Genomic DNA, 19,356 nt, shown 5'->3' with positions numbered 1-19,356 from the left:
CGATGTGTTACATATCAACACGCAAGATCAAATTCCTTTTGAGCACTTTGAAAAAGCGAGTCGCGATACACTCAAGTATTTGAATAAAAAGTTTGGCTACGGTACGTGGATGATGACCCGTAAGCATGAAGATCAATGGGTCATCTTACAGGTAGAAGGGAGCAAATACGGTATCGATGAATTGACCACACTCACGTGGAGCGATTCAATGTGCAGTCGTATGGTGCAGGGTGAAGGACCGCGCTGGGCGCCTGACGTTGACAGTGTCCCCGCGTATGTGAACGCGCCAATCTATCAAGCGGAGAATATTAAGTCGTATATTGGGATCCCTGTTTGCTATTCGGATGGTAACTTATTTGGCACCTTGTGCGCGATAGACACCGAACCGGTCGATCGCATCCCGCCTGACGGGTTGGAAACCATCGAGCTTGTCTCTAAATTACTTTCAACGCTATTACAGCTTGAGCTGCAAAACATCGACTTGTCGCGAAAACAAATGAGTTTTTTACCCTCACAATTAAAAGATCATGAAACCGGTTTTCTTAATCGATTAGGTTGGTCTTTATATTTAGAAAAAGAAGAAAGCAATATCCGTTCGGTGGGTACGCCCGTGCATGTGGTGGCTATTGATGTTTCTCAGAGCAACCAGTCAACGCATTTGAAAGATACCGCAATGACCACTCTGTTTGTGTCCATTCTCAAGGGTGTTTTACATGACGATGGCTATATCGCTCGATTAGGGGAAGATATCTACACCATGCTCTGTGCCAATAAAACCGAAGAGCAAATGGCGGTGATGGTTGAACGTCTTGCGAAAGAATTGAGTGAGGCTCAGATCCCTGTCGCCATTGGCTTCAAAAAACACGACTATGGTGATAACTTGGATGCAACTGTGATTGCTGCCATCAAAAGTGTCAGGCAATCATTAACATAGTGTGTTCATGCCAGTGCCGTTGGTCGAGCAGGAACACCCACTAGCACAGGAAACGTCATGTCACGTAAGCTAACACGCACTAAGCCTCGACCCTCCAAGCCTTGTATGGTGTGCCAATTTGTCAAAAGTGATATGAGCCGAGCAGTGCAGAGAGTGAAGCGGACCATTACGCGTACTGCCGTGCCATATGTTTCACCGGCACATTATACTGTCCCCGATAGCCAAGCCTGTCAGCAGGCGTTAGCACTGGTTAAACAATTTAGCCCTGAATTTTTAGTCAACCACTCCTTACGTAGCTACGCGTTTGGTCTGGCGATGAACCATAAAATAAAACAAGGTGTTGATAAAGAAGTCTTTTTTGTTGGCGCAATCTTACATGATATTGGCTTGACCGACTATGTTGCCCAACAAGACACCTTCGAAGTCGAAGGCGCCATTGCTGCACAAGCGTTTGCATTGGAACAAGGATTGTCGGCGGAGCAGGCCGATCTGATTCATGAAATGGTCGCATTGCATAATTCGGTAGGTGTAGCGCATCAATGCGATCCAGAAATCGCATTGCTGCACTTTGGTGCGGGAGCCGATGTGGCGGGGCTTTGGATCGAAGACATCCATAAAAAGACGCTGCATGAGGTGCTTGAGACCTATCACGATCAAGGGTGTCAGGCCGGAATGATTCAGCTTATCCAAGATCAGGTCACGCGCAAGCCGCATAGCTACATGTCGACCATGGTGGACTTAGGGTTCCTCAAAAAGGTGGCGAAACACCAATTTGCCCATAACCCGACATAAGCTGTTATATGCGACGTCAGGTTGTTGAGTCTGTCTGCTTTTCAACCATCTGAATCAAAAAGAATAAAAGGGCTATTGACCTCGGGTTAAATTTCATTAAAGTACACCCACGTTCGCAGCGCAGTCTGCGGACTATGGTGCTACCACGCATAACTGCGTTGCCCTGGTGGTGGAATTGGTAGACACAAGGGATTTAAAATCCCTCGGCGTTCGCGCTGTGCCGGTTCAAGTCCGGCCCGGGGCACCATAGCACTTTCGTTATCCCTATCTATCTTCTATCACAAATAAACGATTCTTATTTTGTCTAGCCTCAAGCACAGAGAGCTTAGCGTCTTCTGATATGCAATAAGTCGCTAATAATAATGCATAATCGCTGAACGTCAAAGAGCGCTGACAAGTGGTAATAGCGCTTTGTGTCTTTGCCGCGCTCCGGTAGGATAGCGTGAGGAGGGCGGCATGAATCTAACCCAAATTGATGCGTTTTGTGCAGTCGCAGAGACTGGCTCGGTGTCTGAAGCTGCACGTCAGCTGGATGTGAATCGTTCACGGTTGAGCATGGCGATTAAAGCGCTAGAACAATCACTCAACGCCGAATTGTTCGATCGCACCGGTAACCGTCTAACACTGTCGGAAATCGGCAAAGCTGTGTACAAAGATTTCGAGAGTATATCGGTCACCGCGGCCCGCATTCGTCGTACGTGCGAGCAAGCGAACGCGGGCTTTAATGCCGAAGTGTGGATCGCGCGTGATGATGCGATCCCCGATCAGCTTTGGCAGGACTGGGCGCATCAGCTCAATAAGCGCTTTACGGCGACGTCCTTCAACCTAGTCTTGGCCTCGAGCGGTGATTTGGCCAATTTGGTTGAAACCCAACAAGTCGACTTTGCGTTTGGAGTGGACTACGAGCGCATTGACGATCCGCGCATCAACTATCAGCCGTTGGGTAAAATTCGCATGATGTCGGTGTGCAACAGCGAGCACCCGTTGAGTCGACTGCGTCGGGTCAGTGATGATCAACTGCGTAATGCCATGCAAGCGGTAATGGTCTATCTCAATGAAAAAGACAATCCCGAGCTGCAGCCTTTCTCACGCCGTTATATTGGCTTTTCGAGCTTTGAATATATGCTCAATACCATCTTACAAGAAGAAGCGTGGGGCGTGTTGCCTGAGCCGCTGATCCGGCAATACTTACGAGAACAGCGCTTAGCGGTGATCAAACACACCTATGGCTTAACCCAAGAAGACTACTGCCTATTCACCGCCTCAGGGATGGCCGAGCATCCTGGGATCCAATGGCTGAGTGATAGCATTACCAATTACTTGTTTGATTTCTAAATGTGCGCCTCGATGATTGTTTTTCAATGCCTTGCAATACATATTAAGCAAAACTTAACCCAGGTTAAAAAGTTTAAGATTTTCTGAACAATCACTGAGCGCTACAATGCCGTCACTGAATTTCACCGAGCATCATTATGACCGCATACACGCGTTATCTTCCTTTTTCATTGGCTGTGTTAGCCTGTTTAACCCCTTGGGTGAGCTCGCCGATTGCATTGGTATTGGGTTTTTTGCTGACCTCCCTAGGCTGGGTGCCAAGTGCAATTCCGCTCACGAAAATCACCAAAAAGTTACTGGCTTATTCGATTGTGGGTCTGGGGTTTGGTATCCCGCTGCAAGAGGCGCTCGCCGTGACAGGCGATGGGATAGGGCTGATTATTGCCACCATTGCAGGCACGCTGATTTTTGGCACATTACTGGGCAAACTTATGGGGCTGGATAAAAAGACTGGTCACCTGATTGCCTCAGGCACTGCGATTTGTGGCGGCAGTGCAATCGCAGCTGTTTCGCCCGCTATCAATGCGGATGATAAACAAATTGGTCTCGCGTTAGGCACGGTGTTTGTGTTGAATTCATTGGCGCTGTTTGTGTTTCCCATGGTAGGACATGCACTGGGCTTAGATCAGCACACGTTTGGAACCTGGGCGGCGATCGCGATTCATGATACATCATCAGTGGTGGGTGCGGCGTCCGCTTATGGTGAGCAAGCACTAACCACTGCGACCACCCTCAAACTTGCGCGCGCATTATGGATTGTGCCTGTGGCGTTTGTTAGCGCACTCATGTTTCGCAGCCACGCTAAAAAAATCACGATTCCTTACTTTATCGTTTTTTATTGTCTAGCGATTGGTATCAGTGATGTTTTTGTCCAAGCGCAACCCATCTATGAGATGATTTTCGCCATCTCAAAGCAAGTATTAGTGGTGTGTTTATTCTTAATCGGCTGCAGTATTTCTGTCACCCAGCTACGCACGGCAGGCCCCAAACCCTTACTGTTTGGTGTCGCACTGTGGGTGGTTATCTCCTGTACATCGCTTGCTTGGCTGCTGCTAGCTGCCTAGTCTCCGTCGTTGCCTCAGGTTCACTCATGCGGCGTGTCCTGAGGCAAACGTAATACCGCGACCAACAGAAACGCACTGAGTGCCGCACCAAACTGCCACCATCCTGTGCTGGTCATCGCGAGGAAAAGCTGCAAGCTAATTGCCGCGATTAACACGCCTTTTCTCATCTTTTTAGTCCATAAAGAATCTAAATTTAGATTTAGTATGCGTAAAAGTTATATGCAAGCAAAATGCGATTTAGCGCTATCTCATAACTAAAATTTGTTTAGAACACTCACTGTCAGAAATATTGACAGTTATTTTTATGCATAAACTATTGAAATAAAACGACTTTAATTTTCCCTTAGCAGGGAGGTGAAAATGTCAGCAAGTTCGTGTTTGTAAAGCGGCGCAGTCGCACCAAGAATATGTGCGTGTTTTCTACTTTTGGTGTTTTATGTCTTCTCAAAACGTGATCAATGAAAAGTCAGTATTAGTGTTTTCGGCCCTTCTCGCATTGGGGTTTGCCATCGCCGGCCTTGCCGTTGGATGGATTGCTGGCTCTTTAGTGATTATGTTCGACGGTATCTACTCGTTGATTAGTCTAGTGTTAACTTTGTTGTCACTGGGCGCGTCGTGGTATGTCCACTCGCGTTACGCACGGCCGATCACACGTGCGCTGCTGACACCGCTCGTTGTCGCCATTAAAGGCGCCGTGATTTTGCTGCTGGTAAGTTATTCTCTGTATGAAGCAGTCTCGTCCTTAGTCGAGGGTGGGCGTGCGGTTAACCCTTCATTGGCGGTGCTGTTTGGTATTGTCAACGTAGTGGGTTGTGGTTACGGATGGTGGATGATTGCACGCAAAAACCAAGCAGGGCAAAGCCAGTTGGTGGAGGCGGAATCGCGCCAGTGGCAAATGGATACCTTGTTAAGTCTGGCGGTCACCTTAGGCTTTTTAGGTGCTTGGTTAGTGGCGCATTCACCTTGGTCGGATTATGCGGTTTATGCAGATCCTATGATGATGGTATTGATGTCGTTCTACTTCATCAAAGTACCATTTGTCATGGTGCGTAACGCGTTAAAAGAGCTCGCACCTGTTACAGTAAAGTGGTATCGCACCCGCTCATTGGCGTAATCAGAACACGACGCAACACGGACCTAGCCAAACGATTCTTCTATATCCTTGCAGGGGTCGGCATATACTGAGGCGGCGTTTAGCCGCCTTATTTATCGCACTTTATGCACTATAACTTTTTATGTTGGTGTTCATATCAACCCAGATACTGTGGGCGATTTCAACGTAGTGTGAAGAAATATATTTTGCTCTCTATGCTCGTCTGTTGAGGTGTTGGCAGCAGAACGTCGTGATGGCGCTTACACTGAAAAGTAACCATAGCGCTGCGGTAGAGAAAGAATGTTGCATATAGCGAAAGCGGAGTTAAATGATCTAGATGCCCTCACCGTGTTATTTGACCAATATCAGCGCTGGCTTGCGATTCGTCCGCCGCTCAGTCAAACAAGGGCGTATACTGAGCAGCGGTTGCGTGAGCAAGATACGTGTATACTGATCGCTTCTCGCCAATCATCCTTGGTGGGATTTATCCACCTAACGCCTTTATATTCGCTAGCGAGGGCACGCCGTGGCTTAATTATTAACGATTTGTACGTGCAGCCGGATTCACGGCGACAAGGTATCGCACGGGCATTAATCTCGCACGCTCTCAAGGAGGCTCGTGCCCGCCAAGCCGCTTGCTTATTGCTACAAACCCATCAAAGCAACCATGCCGCTCATCATCTTTTTGAATCTTTTGGTTTTATTTGCGACGTTAGCCAGTATTATTTTCTGGACGTGACCGATTAACGGGTGACGAAAGGAGTAGCGAATGGCGTACGATTTTGTGGTCGTTGGGGGCGGTATCGTCGGCGTAGCCACCGCTTGGCAGTTGCAACAGCAATATCCAAAAAAATGTCAGACTATCAGTACGCCTCACAGCGATTGATCGGCGAATATTGTGACTGTCTTGTCCAGATGATTTAATGGTGGGGAGATTAAATATCAAGGAAGACAATATGTTACTGCCACCTCCTCTTAAAAAAGGCGAGACAGTTGGCTTTTTCTCGCCATCATCTCCTGCCACCGTATTTGCGCCCCAACGGTTTGAACGCGCGGTGGACTATGTCAACGCACAAGGCTTTGATCTTAAGGCGGGGGCATTGACAGGGCAATCGGATCACTATCGCTCAGGCTCGATCAAGGCGCGTGCGGAAGAGCTCAACCAGCTGATCCGTGATCCGAATGTGCGCTGCATCATGTCGACGATTGGTGGAATGAACAGCAATGCTTTACTTCCCTACATCGATTACGCCGCCTTGGCTGATGATCCTAAGATTATCGTGGGTTATTCGGACCTCACTGCTTTACTGCTCGGTATCTATGCCAAAACGGGATTAATCACGTTTTATGGGCCAGCATTAGTGGCGTCTTTAGGGGAGTTTCCGCCACTGGTTGATGAAACCTTTGATGCGTTTCGAGCCGTAACAACTGAGAATGTAACGCTGCCGATGACCTATAAGATGCCTGCCCAATGGACGGATGTCATGATTGATTGGGGCGAACAGACAGAGGCAAAACCGACCTATGAGAATGCATGGCAATTTATGGGTAAAGGTCAGGTAAATGGGCGCATTATCGGTGGCAACCTCAATACGCTGAATGGGATCTGGGGAACGCCTTATATGCCAGCGATTGAAACAGACGATATTCTGCTGATTGAGGACTCTTTGCTTGATATTGCCACGGTTGAGCGCTCACTCGCACACCTAAAACTGGCTGGGGTGTTTGATACGGTAGGCGCGGTGTTACTTGGTAAACACGAGCTGTTTGATGACAAAGGAACGGGACGTTCAACCTATGACGTTCTTGAAGAAATACTCGATGGCCAGCCGCTCGCTGTGGTTGATGGTTTTGACAGTTGCCATACGCATCCGATGTTAACCATACCTTTGGGGGCTCAAGCCTGTATTGATTTTGATGCCCAGACGGTCTCACTCACGCAACCTTGGTTGGCGGGTGAGCACGCTGGGCAATGAGCTTGGATTAGTAAGCCACACCGATACGTTGGCGACGGTGGGCGCCACTTTCCCTATGTGAAGCAAGAGGAATTGATACCCTTGCTGACCGATTATCGCTTACCGCCCAGCGCACTGTGGGCGGTCTATTTATCGCTTAGTTATCAACAGCCTGTCGTGCGCCACTTTATTGATCACTTGGCAAGCTGCTGGCAGCATGATATCCAAGCTCCCATTGATGGGTCAGATGCAGCGCATCAATAAAGGCATCGTCATGGCTGACCAATATATAGGCACCTTGATAATGATTAAGCGCGTCGACCAGTGCGTGTTTGGCTGAGATGTCGAGATGATTGTCCGGCTCATCCAACAGTAATAGTGGCTGGGCGTGCTGGTGAGATACCGCTAACATCGCCACTTTCATCTTCTCGCCACCGCTTAAATTATCAATCGTTTGATAAACGCGGTCGCTACGTAACCCTAAGCTAGCAAGGCAGGTTCGAGCATCCGACTCTGACAAGTCGCTATGATGGCGCAAACAAGATAGCAGTGTTTGTTTGGGATCCAGTAGTGAGAAGTGTTGATCTAAATACACACAGTCACCGATAACGTCGATTGAGCCGCTAACAGGCGCGTGATGACCCATTAACGTTCGCAGTAACGTGGATTTTCCTACCCCATTTTGCCCTGTTAGTAGCCAATGCTCTCCCGCGTAGACAGACCAATCAAGTGGTTCAGGGTGTCCGAATGGCAACTGACACTGGGTGGCTTTTATAAGTCGTCGCCGTTTCATTGGCTCGGAGTGATGCATATACAACGTTGGGTTGTTTTCCGGAAGCTGCGTATCCAGCGCGTCGAGTTGCTTTTGGTAACGCTTAAGTTGCTGAGAAAATTGTGTTTTCGCTCGAGACTTAGCGTCTTGCGCACTTTCTTTTTGTCCATCCAGAATCGACTTTGCCTGACTGGATTTTTTACGTAATCGTTTACCTTTTGATTCGCGCTTCTGTGCCTTTTCAGCGCTTTGCTGCTGTTGACGTAATACCTGTTTGTGCTGTTTATTCAGGTGCGTTCGTTTCGCGATGAGTGCTTCCTGTTCTTGCCGTTGCGTGCGAACGAACTCGTCATAGTTGCCCGTGTATTTTGCGATACCTTGTGGTGTTAAAGCATAGATAGCTCGCATGTGGCGAAGTAGTTGTTGGTCGTGACTCACTGTGATCACTAACCCAGGATAGTTTTCGATCCAGCTTACGAGCTTATGTCGTGCAGCGCGATCTAGATGATTACTTGGTTCATCGAGTAATACGATATGCGCTTGAGAGTGAAAAACGCGATATAAACTCAGCAGCGTCAATTGACCACCGCTAAGCACATGCAAAGGCGCTGATAAAGCGGCATTAATACCCAACTGGGTCAGTGTTGCTTGATAGCGTTCAGCGATATCCCAGTCATCATTTACGCGCTCGTAATGCGTTGGGTCGATGCTTCCAGCTTGAATAGCCGCCAACGCACGAAGCTGTTCGGCAATGCCCAGTACTTCAGCCAATGTTTGTGTCTTTGGCGCGGTAATATGTTGCGATAGGTAAGCAATATCACCATCGCGTTGTACATGGCCTGAATAATGAATTCCTTGCGGAGATGGCAACGTTTGACCTGCCAATAAAGCGAGGAGTAGTGATTTGCCGGTGCCATTGTCACCCACAAGGCCAATGGGGCCGTGCTCAAAGGTGATAGAGACAGGCTCAAATAAGACTCGCCCATCGGGCAGTGTCACGCTCAGATCATGTGTAATAAGGTAAGGCATAAGGCCTCCTTTATGTAAAGCAACACAAAGGGGCGGCGGTATGTGCTACACAGAAAACCTGTGTAGAGACAGTTTGGCAATAGAGAAAACGTAAGCCCAGTGACCATGAATACCGACTAACCCCAAGATACCGAATATAAAAACGGTGTAATGAGTGTTAGTTGTTCATTGGCACAGACTCCGCTAAAGAAAGGAAATAAGACTATATAATAGGCGACTGGGCGTCTGCAACCCCAGCCGCTCGTGCACTACAACGCGAGTTTAGTGAGGTAGTGATGGCTTAACGTCAGTGAGCGTGCCAGGGGTTTGGGTAGGGTGTCGATTTCGAGGCTATCAAGTAAGTTTTTCACATGCAGTCCGAGTTCGGTATCACCGCTGATACTGAGTTGGCGCTGGAAAAACAGCGTATCCGGATCGCAATAGTGAGTCGCCATTTTCAAAAACGCTAACCAATCTCCCTCGATACTGGCGTCTTCTTCCCCCGATAAACGTACCAATAATTGGTTGTCTTCGTTCAGTGATACGAACCAATTGGCGTTGAGATCGCGCAAACCAATGCGAATAGTGCGGCCAGCAAGAAAATCGAACTCGTCCTCTGCCAGCGGCACCGCAAAAGCGGCATTCATGACCTTCGTTAGCACCTGAGCTTGCAGTCCTTGTGGTAATTGAGTGATCGCTTTTAGCCCCGGTGTAATCAGGTTTGGTTGGGGCATTGGAAGACTAAGGGGTTGTTGGGTGATTGGGTTAACGAGCATTTGGCTTTCCTTTGGTGCCAATGGTTGAATGCCACTAGAGTAGCGAGGTTGAATGCTACGCCATTGGATCCGAGTCAAAAATGAGAGGAGTTTTTGTGCCAACAGCGTCATTTATCGCGATTTTTGTCATCATGGAGAAGTGAGCTTGATACACATCAACCCCCCACATTGGCAACGCCCTTATCTTAGCCGGACAATCATAAAATGGAATGCAATGTTATGGAGCTCCTTTGTCCGGCGGGCAATATTCCGGCGGTTAAAAAAGCGATCGAACATGGCGCCGATGCGGTGTATGTCGGCTTAAAAGATGACACCAATGCGCGCCATTTTGCGGGGCTGAACTTTACCGACAGCAAATTGCAGCGTGCCAGTCAGTATGTACATGACCACGGCAAAGACTTGCACGTTGCCATTAATACCTTTGCCCATCCTGATGGTTGGCGTCGCTGGCAATATGCGATTGATAGCGCCGCCGGTAATGGTGCCGATGCGCTGATCCTTGCCGATATGGCCTGTTTAGATTACGCCGCCAGCACCTACCCCGATTTGGATATACACCTTTCTGTTCAAGCATCCGCCACTAACGCTGGGGCGATCCGCTTTTATCAGCAGCAATATGGCGTTAAGCGAGTGGTATTGCCGCGGGTGCTGTCTATTCATCAGGTTAAACAGCTAGCACGCGATACCGATGTCGACTTAGAGGTATTTGCCTTTGGCAGCTTGTGCATTATGGCCGAAGGGCGCTGCTATTTATCGTCTTATCTTACCGGCCAATCGCCCAATACCGTGGGCGCTTGCTCACCGGCGGCATTCGTGCGTTGGCAAGATACTGAGCAAGGGTTGGAGTCGCGCTTAAACGGGGTATTGATTGATCGGTACCAAGCCGATGAAAAAGCGGGTTATCCCACTCTCTGCAAAGGTCGTTTTTGTGTCGACGGTAACCGCTATCACGCACTGGAAGAACCCACCAGTTTGAACACCTTAAGTGTCCTGCCTGAGCTTTATCGCGCCGGGATCAAATCGGTCAAAATCGAAGGTCGTCAGCGCAGCCCTGCGTATGTGGAGCAAGTTGCACGGGTATGGCGTCAAGCGATTGATCGCTGTATCGCAAACCCCGAGGCGTTTGATATTGCGCCGGATTGGGCGCACTCGCTCGATAGTCTTTCTGAAGGGGTGCAAACCAGTTTAGGCGCTTACCATCGCAAGTGGCAATAAGGAATTATGATGCAATTTTCTCTCGGGCCGATCCTGTATTACTGGCCCAAGGCTGAGGTTGAAGCCTTTTATCAAGCAGCGGCTGACAGCCAAGCCGATGTGATTTATCTCGGTGAAACTGTCTGTGCCAAGCGGCGAGAGCTGAAAACCAAAGACTGGATCGGGCTTGCACGTGAGCTGGTCCAATCTGGTAAACAAGTGGTGCTCTCGACCATGGCGCTGATTGAAGCGCCCTCAGAGCTGACCATGCTAAAACGCTACTGTGACAATGATGATATTCGCATTGAAGCGAATGACGTGAGCGCGGTGCAGTTTTTAAGTGAGCGTCAGCAGCCCTTTGTGGTGGGGGCCGCCATCAATTGCTATAACCCACAAACACTGAAGCAATTTGTTGACCTTGGCATGACGCGCTGGGTGATGCCGGTGGAACTTTCGCGCGACTGGCTGGTGAATATGTTAAACGGCTGCGATGCACTGGGTATTCGCGACCGGCTTGAGGTGGAGGTGACTGGCTATGGTTACTTACCACTGGCTTATTCAGCACGCTGTTTTACCGCGCGCTCAGAAAACCGTGCCAAAGATGACTGCGAACTGTGCTGCCTCAACTATCCCAATGGGCGGTTAACGGAATCACAAGAGGGTCAGGCCGTATTTGTGCTAAACGGCATTCAAACCCAGTCCGGGCAGTGCACCAATCTCATTAACGATTTACCGTCGATGCAAGGGCTGGTGGACGTGGTGCGGTTAAGCCCACTGTCGCTTGACACCTTGCACTGGGTAGACAAATTCCGTGCTAACCAAGCAGGCAATAACCCGCAACCGCTCAACCACGATTGCAACGGCTATTGGCACCACTTGGCAGGCATGACACAAGTTCTAGGCTAAACGCATAACAAAAACAGCCTGCATAGTCGGGTAGAGAGGTGAGGGTATGTTGTATTTAGAGTTCTTGTTCTTACTGCTAATGCTGTATATCGGCTCCCGATACGGAGGCATTGGGCTGGGCGTGGTCTCAGGGATTGGCTTGGTCATTGAAGTGTTTATCTTCCAGATGCCGCCAACGTCACCGCCAGTGACCGTGATGCTGATTATTCTTGCGGTCGTCACCTGTGCCTCTATTTTGGAAGCGGCTGGTGGCCTTAAGTATATGCTGCAAGTGGCTGAGCGATTATTGCGTAAAAATCCAAAACGCGTCACCTTGATTGCGCCGTTTGTCACCTATGCCATGACCTTTATGCTTGGTACTGGTCACGCGGTGTATTCCATTATGCCGATTATCGGTGATGTCGCGCTGAAAAATGGTATTCGTCCGGAGCGCCCAATGGCGGCGGCGTCGGTTGCCTCTCAAATCGCGATTACAGCCTCGCCGATCTCTGCAGCCGTGGTCTATTACCTTGCCCAGCTTGCCGATATTCAACATGACATTACGTTAGTCTCGATTTTGTTGGTGACTATCCCCGCCACCTTGTTTGGTACCTTGCTGATGTCTCTGTACAGCTTGCGCCGTGGCAAAGAGCTGGATGACGATCCGGATTACCAAGCGCGCTTACAAGACCCCGAATGGCGTGAGCGAATCGAAAATACCACCGCGACGTCACTTGATGAGGTGTTACCTCGTTCGGCCCGCAATGCGGTATTGCTGTTTATTGGTGCCATCGTCACCATTGTGATTATCGCGATGTGGCCAGAGATCCGCACAGTGGCAGGGGAGAGTAAGGCCATCAGCATGTCGGTGGTTATTCAAATGATGATGCTCTGCTTTGGCGGGATCATCTTACTGGCGACCAAAACAGATCCGCGTAATGTGCCGAATGGCGTGGTGTTTAAATCTGGGATGGTGGCGGCCATTGCTATCTTCGGGATTGCTTGGATGTCAGACACTTACTTCCAATACGCGATGCCGCAATTTAAGTCGGGAATTGTGGAGATGGTCACTCAATATCCGTGGTCTTTTGCACTTGCCTTGTTTATCGTGTCAGTGGTTGTTAATTCGCAAGCCGCGACCGCACGGATGATGTTGCCGGTGGGTCTTGGGTTAGGGCTCGATCCTGCGCTGCTTATCGGTATTATGCCGGCCGTGTATGGGTACTTCTTTATTCCCAACTATCCTTCTGATATTGCGACCGTGAACTTCGATGCATCCGGCACCACCAAAATTGGTAAATGGTATTTCAACCATTCATTTATGGCGGTCGGCTTAATTGGCGTGGTGAGCGCTTGTGCGCTCGGTTATGTATTAGGGCAGATTTTTATCGCCTAATACACAAAAGGATTTAAAGGACACAAGGATGCAAGTGAGACGTGCCTCGGTTGAGGACTTGGATGCCATCTTCGCCCTGAATGTACAAATTGGTGACATGCACCATCAACATGCGCCGCATCTGTTTGCAACGCCTGGCCCAAGCGGTCGGGCGTTTTTGCAGCAAGCGCTGCAAGAAGCGGATAAGTACTTTTGGGTGGCAGAGCATCAAAACAAAGTGATTGGCTTTTTGTCGGCAAGGCTGGAGTCGTTTGAACACATCCCTCATCTGGTCGACGATCCCATGTGTCATGTGAATACCATTGTGGTTGACCGTGATGCGCGTGGAACCGGAGCGGGCAAAGCGTTAATGGCGGCCTGTACCCAATGGGCGAAAGACAATCATGCCACTGTGATTAAACTAGAAGTGATGACGTTTAATCAGGATGCGCAGGCGTTTTACCACGCGCTGGGGTTTACCCCAGACTCTATCACCATGATGCAAACATTGAATTGCGACCCTGAGGAGCCAGCACAATGATTGATAAAAACACCGTGATGCGGGTGGCACGACCCACCGACAATTTGGCCGACATTACCAACATGTATTGCGATGGGCTGGGGTTTGAGCTATTGGCGACGTTTTCTGGCCATAATGATTTTGATGGTGCCATTATTGGTCACCCACATCATAACTATCACCTTGAATTTACCCATCATCGCGGCACCCATGTCGGTCCAGCCCCGTCACAGGAAAACCTGTTGGTCTTTTACTTGTCGGATCACGCTGCATGGCAGACTGCGTGTCAACAAATTGAAGCCGCTGGGTTTAAACCTGTGCCGAGTTACAATAGCTACTGGGATAAAGACGGGCGTACCTTTGAAGATCTGGACGGTTATCGTGTGGTACTACAAAACCGTGAGTGGGCGTATTAAAAACGGCAAGCCAACAATCGACTTGCCGTGTTGCCTACAGATGGGCCAATACTCCCGCGTTGGATAAAGGGAGCAGAGTGTGATTACTTAATCGCGTCCGCTTCTTGTTTTTGACGTGCGCGATGTGCCGGACCAAAGCAGAACTGAATTTGATCCGCGCTCGGTGAAGCGGGTGTTGTGGTGCCATCCAGCCAGTCATCCCAGCTTTTCACAAATTTATCGGCGAGCTTCTCCGCCGCACTTTCATTCCACAGCCCACCTTTAAAGGTCAGTTCCATCACATTCACAGTGATCTCAGTTTTGTACTGATCTTTAGGCGCACCTTTACCTGAGCTGTGACTGCGCTCCATCATCATAAAGGTTTGCTGAATACCGACGACAATGTCCGTCCCAGTCGCGTTCATGGTGTTTTGGACAAACAAGGTTTTGGTGTTTTGGGTATTCACTCGGCTAGTACACGCCTTGGCAAGGTTCACAATACTGTTTTTAATCAGCGGAACATCTTGCTCAGTGATCCCGTCATAGAGGCCAACGACTTTATCAATCAGAGAGTTGTAGTTCTCTTCTTCGTAATGCACCGTGGTGCGCTCTGATTGGGTGACATTAAAAAAAGGCACTTTAAGAATGGAGCTCACAAACTCCTGAAACCCTTCGGCATTCTTGTCATTATCTGGGTCCAGCGGATTCCAGCCGGTGCGGCTTTGAGCTAAGCCTAAAATGCTCGATACCGCATTACCGGTAGACTCGGTGAGCAAGCGAACAATTTCACTGTGATTGCCAGCGCTAATGGCATCATCCAATTTCTTACCTTGCGCTGATTCCGTTTGCGCATTTTTACCGGCACCGATGGTATTCTGACCAGATACTGAGCTGTCGCCATCGCGTGGTACCGCAAAGAGCGCGCTGTGCTGCAGTTGCTGTTGGTTAGAGACCAAACTTTGGTGGCTATTCAACCAAGTATCAAATTGAGATGTCAGGTTTTGTGCATCTGAAGCGTTCATAATTGTGTTCCTAATTGCGACAATGTGAATCGTGATTGAATGAGCTTCAATCGCTTAGGGCAACAACAAAATTCTGCCTGCAAAACTAGGCTAGCTTGCTTTGTTTTATTTTCCATCAGTCGATGAAGACAATTCTCTGTGGGGGATGGAGTTTAATCGCTACACACTGAAATATAATGCCTTTTTCTTGACGTCGATTTGACGAAGTCATGCTGCCATTGTGTTTTGGTGGCCATACAAGGTGTTAGGAAAAGGAGTGTCTATTTATCAATGCATTAGCGGTGTGGCATTAAGCGTATGCTGACTGGTAACTCTGGTGTCAGCAATCACAGTAATTGGCAAAACAGATTAGCGCGGATGTCTCATGCCTATTAACGTTGTATTAGTCGGGACAATCAGACACTTCGCCTGATTGCCTATTAACGCAATACGCAAGCTGATTCGCTGTGAAGAAAGCTTGTCGAACAATAAGAGCAAGGAGAAAGCAATGTCTCAACAACGCTCAACGTCAGGTGGCCAGTGCCCTGTCATGCACGGCAGCAAAACCTCGGAAGCGATGGCACACAAAACCTGGTGGCCAAACGCGCTAAACCTCGACATTCTTCATCAACATGACAGTAAAACCTCCCCCTTTGATGATGATTTTGATTATCAGGCCGCGCTTAAAACCCTCGATATCGATGCATTAAAAAAGGATGTGAAAGCGTTACTGACCGAGAGTCAGTCTTGGTGGCCCGCCGACTGGGGACATTATGGCGGCTTGATGATCCGCATGGCATGGCACTCCGCGGGGAGCTATCGTATTGCCGACGGCCGCGGTGGCGGTGCGACCGGTAACCAGCGTTTTGCGCCTTTAAACTCATGGCCGGATAACGCCAATCTCGATAAAGCCCGCCGCCTGTTGTGGCCGATTAAGAAAAAATATGGCAACAAAATAAGCTGGGCAGATTTAATTTTGCTGGCGGGGACGATGGCGTATGAATCGATGGGCTTAAAACCCTATGGATTTGCATTTGGCCGCGAGGATATTTGGCACCCTGAGAAAGATACCTACTGGGGCGCAGAGAAAGAATGGCTGGCGCCAAGTGATGCTGAAAACAGCCGCTACTCTGGTGAACGCGATCTGGAAAACCCATTGGCAGCGGTGATGATGGGGCTGATTTATGTCAACCCAGAAGGGGTGGATGGCAATCCCGATCCGCTTAAAACCGCGCAAGACATGCGTGTCACCTTCGAGCGTATGGCGATGAACGATGAAGAAACGGTTGCACTCACCGCAGGTGGCCATACTGTTGGTAAGTGTCATGGCAATGGCGATGCGGAACAGCTCGGCCCCGAGCCGGAAGGTGCAGCGATTGAAGAGCAAGGCTTAGGGTGGAACAACCATCAAGCGCGTGGCATTGGTCGCGATACGGTCACCAGTGGCATTGAAGGGGCGTGGACCACCCATCCCACGCAATGGGATAACGGCTACTTTTATCTGTTGTTTAACTACGAGTGGGAATTGAAGAAAAGCCCAGCGGGTGCGTGGCAGTGGGAACCCATCGACATCAAAGAAGAAGATAAACCTGTCGATGTGGAAGACCCCTCTATTCGTCGTAATCCCATCATGACGGATGCTGATATGGCACTCAAAATGGACCCAACCTATCGCAGCATTGCGGAGCGTTTTTATCAACATCCCGAGCAGTTAGCGGATGCCTTTGCTAAATCCTGGTTCAAACTTACGCACCGCGACATGGGGCCTAAATCGCGTTACATCGGCCCAGATGTGCCAAGTGAAGACTTGATTTGGCAAGACCCTGTACCGGCAGGACGCACCGATTATGACGTCGCGTCGGTAAAAGCGGATATTGCCAACAGTGGCCTGACACTGGCAGAGAAAGTGACGACCGCATGGGATAGTGCGCGGACTTATCGGCAATCTGATAAACGAGGAGGGGCGAACGGCGCGCGGATCTGCCTAGCGCCGCAAAAAGATTGGCAAGGGAACGAGCCGGAGCGTTTGGCGAAGGTAGTCAACGTGCTGAGCAATATAGCCCAGAAGCATCAGATTAGTTTGGCCGACACCATCGTGCTGGCAGGCAATCAAGGCATCGAAGAAGCCGCAAAAGCGGCTGGCGTCCCCGTCGACGTTCCCTTTGCTCCTGGCCGTGGTGATGCCACGCTTGAGCAGACTGATGTGGCTTCGTTTGAGGTGCTAGAACCGGTTGCAGATGGATTCCGCAACTGGCTGAAAAAAGACTACACCGTTCAGCCTGAAGAGTTACTGCTCGACCGTGCCCAATTGATGGGACTCACGGCCCCTGAAATGACAGTATTGCTGGGTGGTATGCGCGTACTTGGGACCAATTATGGCGGTGCGCCGGAAGGTGTACTGACCGACCGAGTGGGGCAGCTAAGTCATGACTTTTTTGTCAACCTGACAGACATGGCGTATCAATGGCAACCCGTCGGCCGCAACCGCTATGAAATCATTGCGCGCGACTCTGGTGCGGTGAAGTGGACGGCAAGTCGCGTTGATTTAGTGTTCGGTTCAAACTCTATTTTACGCGCTTATGCTGAGTTTTACGCGCAAGATGACAACCAAGCCAAGTTCGTACACGATTTCGTGGCGGCGTGGGTGAAAGTGATGAACGCTGACCGCTTTGATCTTCACCACTAGCCGATGACTTAACCAAGACAAACTGTGATCGCCAAGCCGCCTTTTATTGAGAGGCGGCTTTTTATTTGTCTTAAATCAAGCTCGGGTTTGGTTCTTGTCGTGCTACAGGCAGGGGTTTAGTACAGTGAGCTGAGTAAATTCCATCCAATTCTTTTATCTTTATCATCTGGCGGAGTGAATTATGCTAGAACTGCTCATTGGGCTAGTGGTAACGGTGGCTGTGGGCTACTTCATTGTCAAAGGTTATCGTGCTGCAAGCACCTTGCTAACCGCAGGGATTTTATTACTGATTATCACTGGGTTAATCGGACACAGTGTGCTGCCGGCTAAATTAACGTCGACGGGCAACTTGTTTACCGACTCGCTTGAATACGTAAAATACATGCTGCAATACCGGGGTGGCGGCCTTGGGATGCAAATTATGTTGTTGTGTGGCTTTGCGGCCTATATGTCGCACATTGGCGCCAATAATGTGGTGGTGAAACAGTTCTCTAAGCCGCTATCGGTGATCAAGTCACCTTATGTGCTGCTCGTAGCGGCTTACATCGTGGCATGTTTGATGTCGCTGGCGGTCAGCTCTGCAACTGGGTTAGGTGTCCTTCTGATGGCGACCTTGTTCCCGATGATGACCGCGATGGGCATTTCTCGTCCTGCCGCCACCGCAGTGTGTGCATCTCCCGCTGCCATTATTTTGTCACCCACGTCGGGTGATGTGGTGATTGCGGCGGAAAAATCTGGGTTGCCTCTCCATGTGTTTGCGGTTGAAACCGTATTGCCGGTTTCTATTTGTGCAATCATTGTGATGGCTGCCGCGGCATATTTTTGGAACAAATACCTGGATAAAAAAGAAAACACGCCGATGGAGCGTGTGGATGTCTCTGAGATAGAAACCCACGCGCCTGCTTATTACGCAGTGTTACCGTTTTTACCCATTATTGGGGTGTTCCTGTTCAATGGGCAAACCATCAAGGGGCTGTATCTTGATATTTATACCATCGTGGTCTTGTCGATCTTCTTGGGGGCATTGGTGGACTTTGCGACCAAAAAATTTGATGGCAGAAGAACGCTAGAAGATCTCGATGCCTGTTATGAGGGCATGGCGGACGCCTTTAAAGGCGTCGTGATGCTGTTGGTGGCTGCTGGTGTATTCGCCCAAGGCTTGATGTCGATTGGTGCGATAGACAACTTATTGGGCTTGGCGGAAAGCGCCGGCGCCGGCGGCATCGCGCTGATGATGTTGCTAACCTTGCTCACTGTCGCGGCAGCAATTGCGACCGGCTCGGGTAATGCGCCTTTCTATGCGTTTGTTGAACTCGCGCCCTCGTTAGCCGCGAAGATGGGGCTTAACCCAGCGTTTTTGATTATCCCCATGTTGCAAGCGTCTAATTTAGGCCGTACGGTTTCGCCTGTGTCGGGAGTAATTGTGGCGACATCAGGGATGGCAAAACTCAGCCCGTTTGAGGTGGTTAAACGCACCTCGGTGCCGGTGCTTTGCGGGTTAATTACTGTGATTATTGGCACGCTTGTATTGGTGCCGATGATGGCGTAACGTCGCAAGGCATGGAAAGCCC

The 19,356-nt window shown here is 49.6% G+C and carries 17 protein-coding genes, 1 tRNA gene and 2 pseudogenes; 16 read left to right on the top strand and 4 right to left on the bottom strand.

Features of this window, described 5'->3' with window-relative positions; genetic code table 11:
- The first annotated feature begins 4 nt into the window (after positions 1-4).
- The 5 genes from WN56_RS02230 to WN56_RS02210 all read left to right on the top strand — a co-directional run bounded on the left by WN56_RS02230 (position 5) and on the right by WN56_RS02210 (position 4,125).
- The gene (locus tag WN56_RS02230) at positions 5-934 is read left to right on the top strand and encodes a GAF domain-containing protein (RefSeq protein WP_046073413.1); all 930 of its coding nucleotides are present in this window, start codon (positions 5-7) and stop codon (positions 932-934) included.
- A 153-nt stretch (positions 935-1,087) separates the two neighbouring features.
- Positions 1,088-1,726, top strand: coding sequence for an HD domain-containing protein (locus WN56_RS02225; protein ID WP_197075723.1), 639 nt, complete (start codon positions 1,088-1,090; stop codon positions 1,724-1,726).
- 160 nt (positions 1,727-1,886) lie between these two features.
- Positions 1,887-1,973 (top strand) — tRNA-Leu (locus WN56_RS02220).
- A 209-nt stretch (positions 1,974-2,182) separates the two neighbouring features.
- Positions 2,183-3,061: a LysR family transcriptional regulator gene (locus tag WN56_RS02215; RefSeq protein ID WP_046073412.1), complete on the top strand. Its 879-nt coding sequence runs from the start codon at positions 2,183-2,185 to the stop codon at positions 3,059-3,061.
- A 137-nt stretch (positions 3,062-3,198) separates the two neighbouring features.
- Positions 3,199-4,125, top strand: coding sequence for a YeiH family protein (locus WN56_RS02210; RefSeq protein WP_046073411.1), 927 nt, complete (start codon positions 3,199-3,201; stop codon positions 4,123-4,125).
- A 20-nt stretch (positions 4,126-4,145) separates the two neighbouring features.
- Here WN56_RS02210 and WN56_RS16840 read toward each other — a convergent pair whose 3' ends face one another.
- Positions 4,146-4,292 (bottom strand): hypothetical protein, encoded by a 147-nt coding sequence (locus WN56_RS16840; protein WP_156146649.1) that lies wholly within the window; start codon positions 4,290-4,292, stop codon positions 4,146-4,148.
- Between the two features lie 269 nt (positions 4,293-4,561).
- Here WN56_RS16840 and WN56_RS02205 point away from each other — a divergent pair.
- The 4 genes and pseudogenes from WN56_RS02205 to WN56_RS02195 form a co-directional block, all read left to right on the top strand.
- A pseudogene (locus tag WN56_RS02205) lies at positions 4,562-5,194 on the top strand (cation transporter); the annotation flags it as partial.
- 324 nt (positions 5,195-5,518) lie between these two features.
- Positions 5,519-5,965: a GNAT family N-acetyltransferase gene (locus WN56_RS02200; protein ID WP_046073410.1), complete on the top strand. Its 447-nt coding sequence runs from the start codon at positions 5,519-5,521 to the stop codon at positions 5,963-5,965.
- A 22-nt stretch (positions 5,966-5,987) separates the two neighbouring features.
- Positions 5,988-6,071: pseudogene (locus WN56_RS16835) on the top strand (FAD-dependent oxidoreductase); the annotation flags it as partial.
- Positions 6,072-6,174: 103 nt separating this feature from the next.
- Positions 6,175-7,194: a S66 peptidase family protein gene (locus WN56_RS02195; RefSeq protein ID WP_046073409.1), complete on the top strand. Its 1,020-nt coding sequence runs from the start codon at positions 6,175-6,177 to the stop codon at positions 7,192-7,194.
- Positions 7,195-7,360: 166 nt separating this feature from the next.
- Here the strand turns inward: WN56_RS02195 and WN56_RS02190 are convergent, their stop codons facing one another.
- Together WN56_RS02190 and WN56_RS02185 are read right to left on the bottom strand one after the other, a co-directional pair.
- Positions 7,361-8,974: an ABC-F family ATP-binding cassette domain-containing protein gene (locus tag WN56_RS02190; protein ID WP_046073408.1), complete on the bottom strand. Its 1,614-nt coding sequence runs from the start codon at positions 8,972-8,974 to the stop codon at positions 7,361-7,363.
- Positions 8,975-9,222: 248 nt separating this feature from the next.
- A complete protein-coding gene (locus WN56_RS02185; RefSeq protein ID WP_052707996.1) occupies positions 9,223-9,729 on the bottom strand; it encodes an SCP2 domain-containing protein in 507 nt (168 codons plus the stop codon).
- Positions 9,730-9,948: 219 nt separating this feature from the next.
- Between WN56_RS02185 and WN56_RS02180 the strand changes: the two genes are divergently transcribed.
- The 5 genes from WN56_RS02180 to WN56_RS02160 are packed head-to-tail and all read left to right on the top strand — an operon-like array spanning position 9,949 to position 14,119.
- On the top strand, positions 9,949-10,944 hold the full coding sequence (locus WN56_RS02180; RefSeq protein ID WP_046073407.1) for a peptidase U32 family protein: 996 nt from the start codon (positions 9,949-9,951) through the stop codon (positions 10,942-10,944).
- Positions 10,945-10,953: 9 nt separating this feature from the next.
- Positions 10,954-11,829: a U32 family peptidase gene (locus WN56_RS02175; protein WP_046073406.1), complete on the top strand. Its 876-nt coding sequence runs from the start codon at positions 10,954-10,956 to the stop codon at positions 11,827-11,829.
- A gap of 46 nt (positions 11,830-11,875) precedes the next feature.
- Positions 11,876-13,204 (top strand): anaerobic C4-dicarboxylate transporter, encoded by a 1,329-nt coding sequence (locus WN56_RS02170; protein ID WP_046073405.1) that lies wholly within the window; start codon positions 11,876-11,878, stop codon positions 13,202-13,204.
- 28 nt (positions 13,205-13,232) lie between these two features.
- Positions 13,233-13,724, top strand: coding sequence for a GNAT family N-acetyltransferase (locus tag WN56_RS02165; protein ID WP_046073404.1), 492 nt, complete (start codon positions 13,233-13,235; stop codon positions 13,722-13,724).
- The gene (locus WN56_RS02160; protein WP_046073403.1) at positions 13,721-14,119 is read left to right on the top strand and encodes a VOC family protein; all 399 of its coding nucleotides are present in this window, start codon (positions 13,721-13,723) and stop codon (positions 14,117-14,119) included. Before WN56_RS02165 ends, WN56_RS02160 begins: the two co-directional genes overlap by 4 nt.
- Positions 14,120-14,202: 83 nt before the next feature.
- Here the strand turns inward: WN56_RS02160 and WN56_RS02155 are convergent, their stop codons facing one another.
- Complete coding sequence (locus WN56_RS02155; RefSeq protein WP_046073402.1) at positions 14,203-15,120, bottom strand: hypothetical protein; 918 nt, start codon at positions 15,118-15,120, stop codon at positions 14,203-14,205.
- A 487-nt stretch (positions 15,121-15,607) separates the two neighbouring features.
- Here WN56_RS02155 and katG point away from each other — a divergent pair, with 487 nt between their 5' ends.
- The gene (gene katG, locus WN56_RS02150) at positions 15,608-17,785 is read left to right on the top strand and encodes a catalase/peroxidase HPI (RefSeq protein WP_046073401.1); all 2,178 of its coding nucleotides are present in this window, start codon (positions 15,608-15,610) and stop codon (positions 17,783-17,785) included.
- A 181-nt stretch (positions 17,786-17,966) separates the two neighbouring features.
- The gene (gene dcuC / locus WN56_RS02145) at positions 17,967-19,334 is read left to right on the top strand and encodes an anaerobic C4-dicarboxylate transporter DcuC (RefSeq protein ID WP_046073400.1); all 1,368 of its coding nucleotides are present in this window, start codon (positions 17,967-17,969) and stop codon (positions 19,332-19,334) included.
- Positions 19,335-19,356 lie beyond the last annotated feature (22 nt).

The organism is Salinivibrio sp. KP-1 (assembly GCF_000968645.1).
In the GTDB taxonomy this organism is placed as follows: Bacteria; Pseudomonadota; Gammaproteobacteria; order Enterobacterales; family Vibrionaceae; genus Salinivibrio; species Salinivibrio siamensis.
This window is presented reverse-complemented; position numbering and strand designations above follow the sequence as displayed.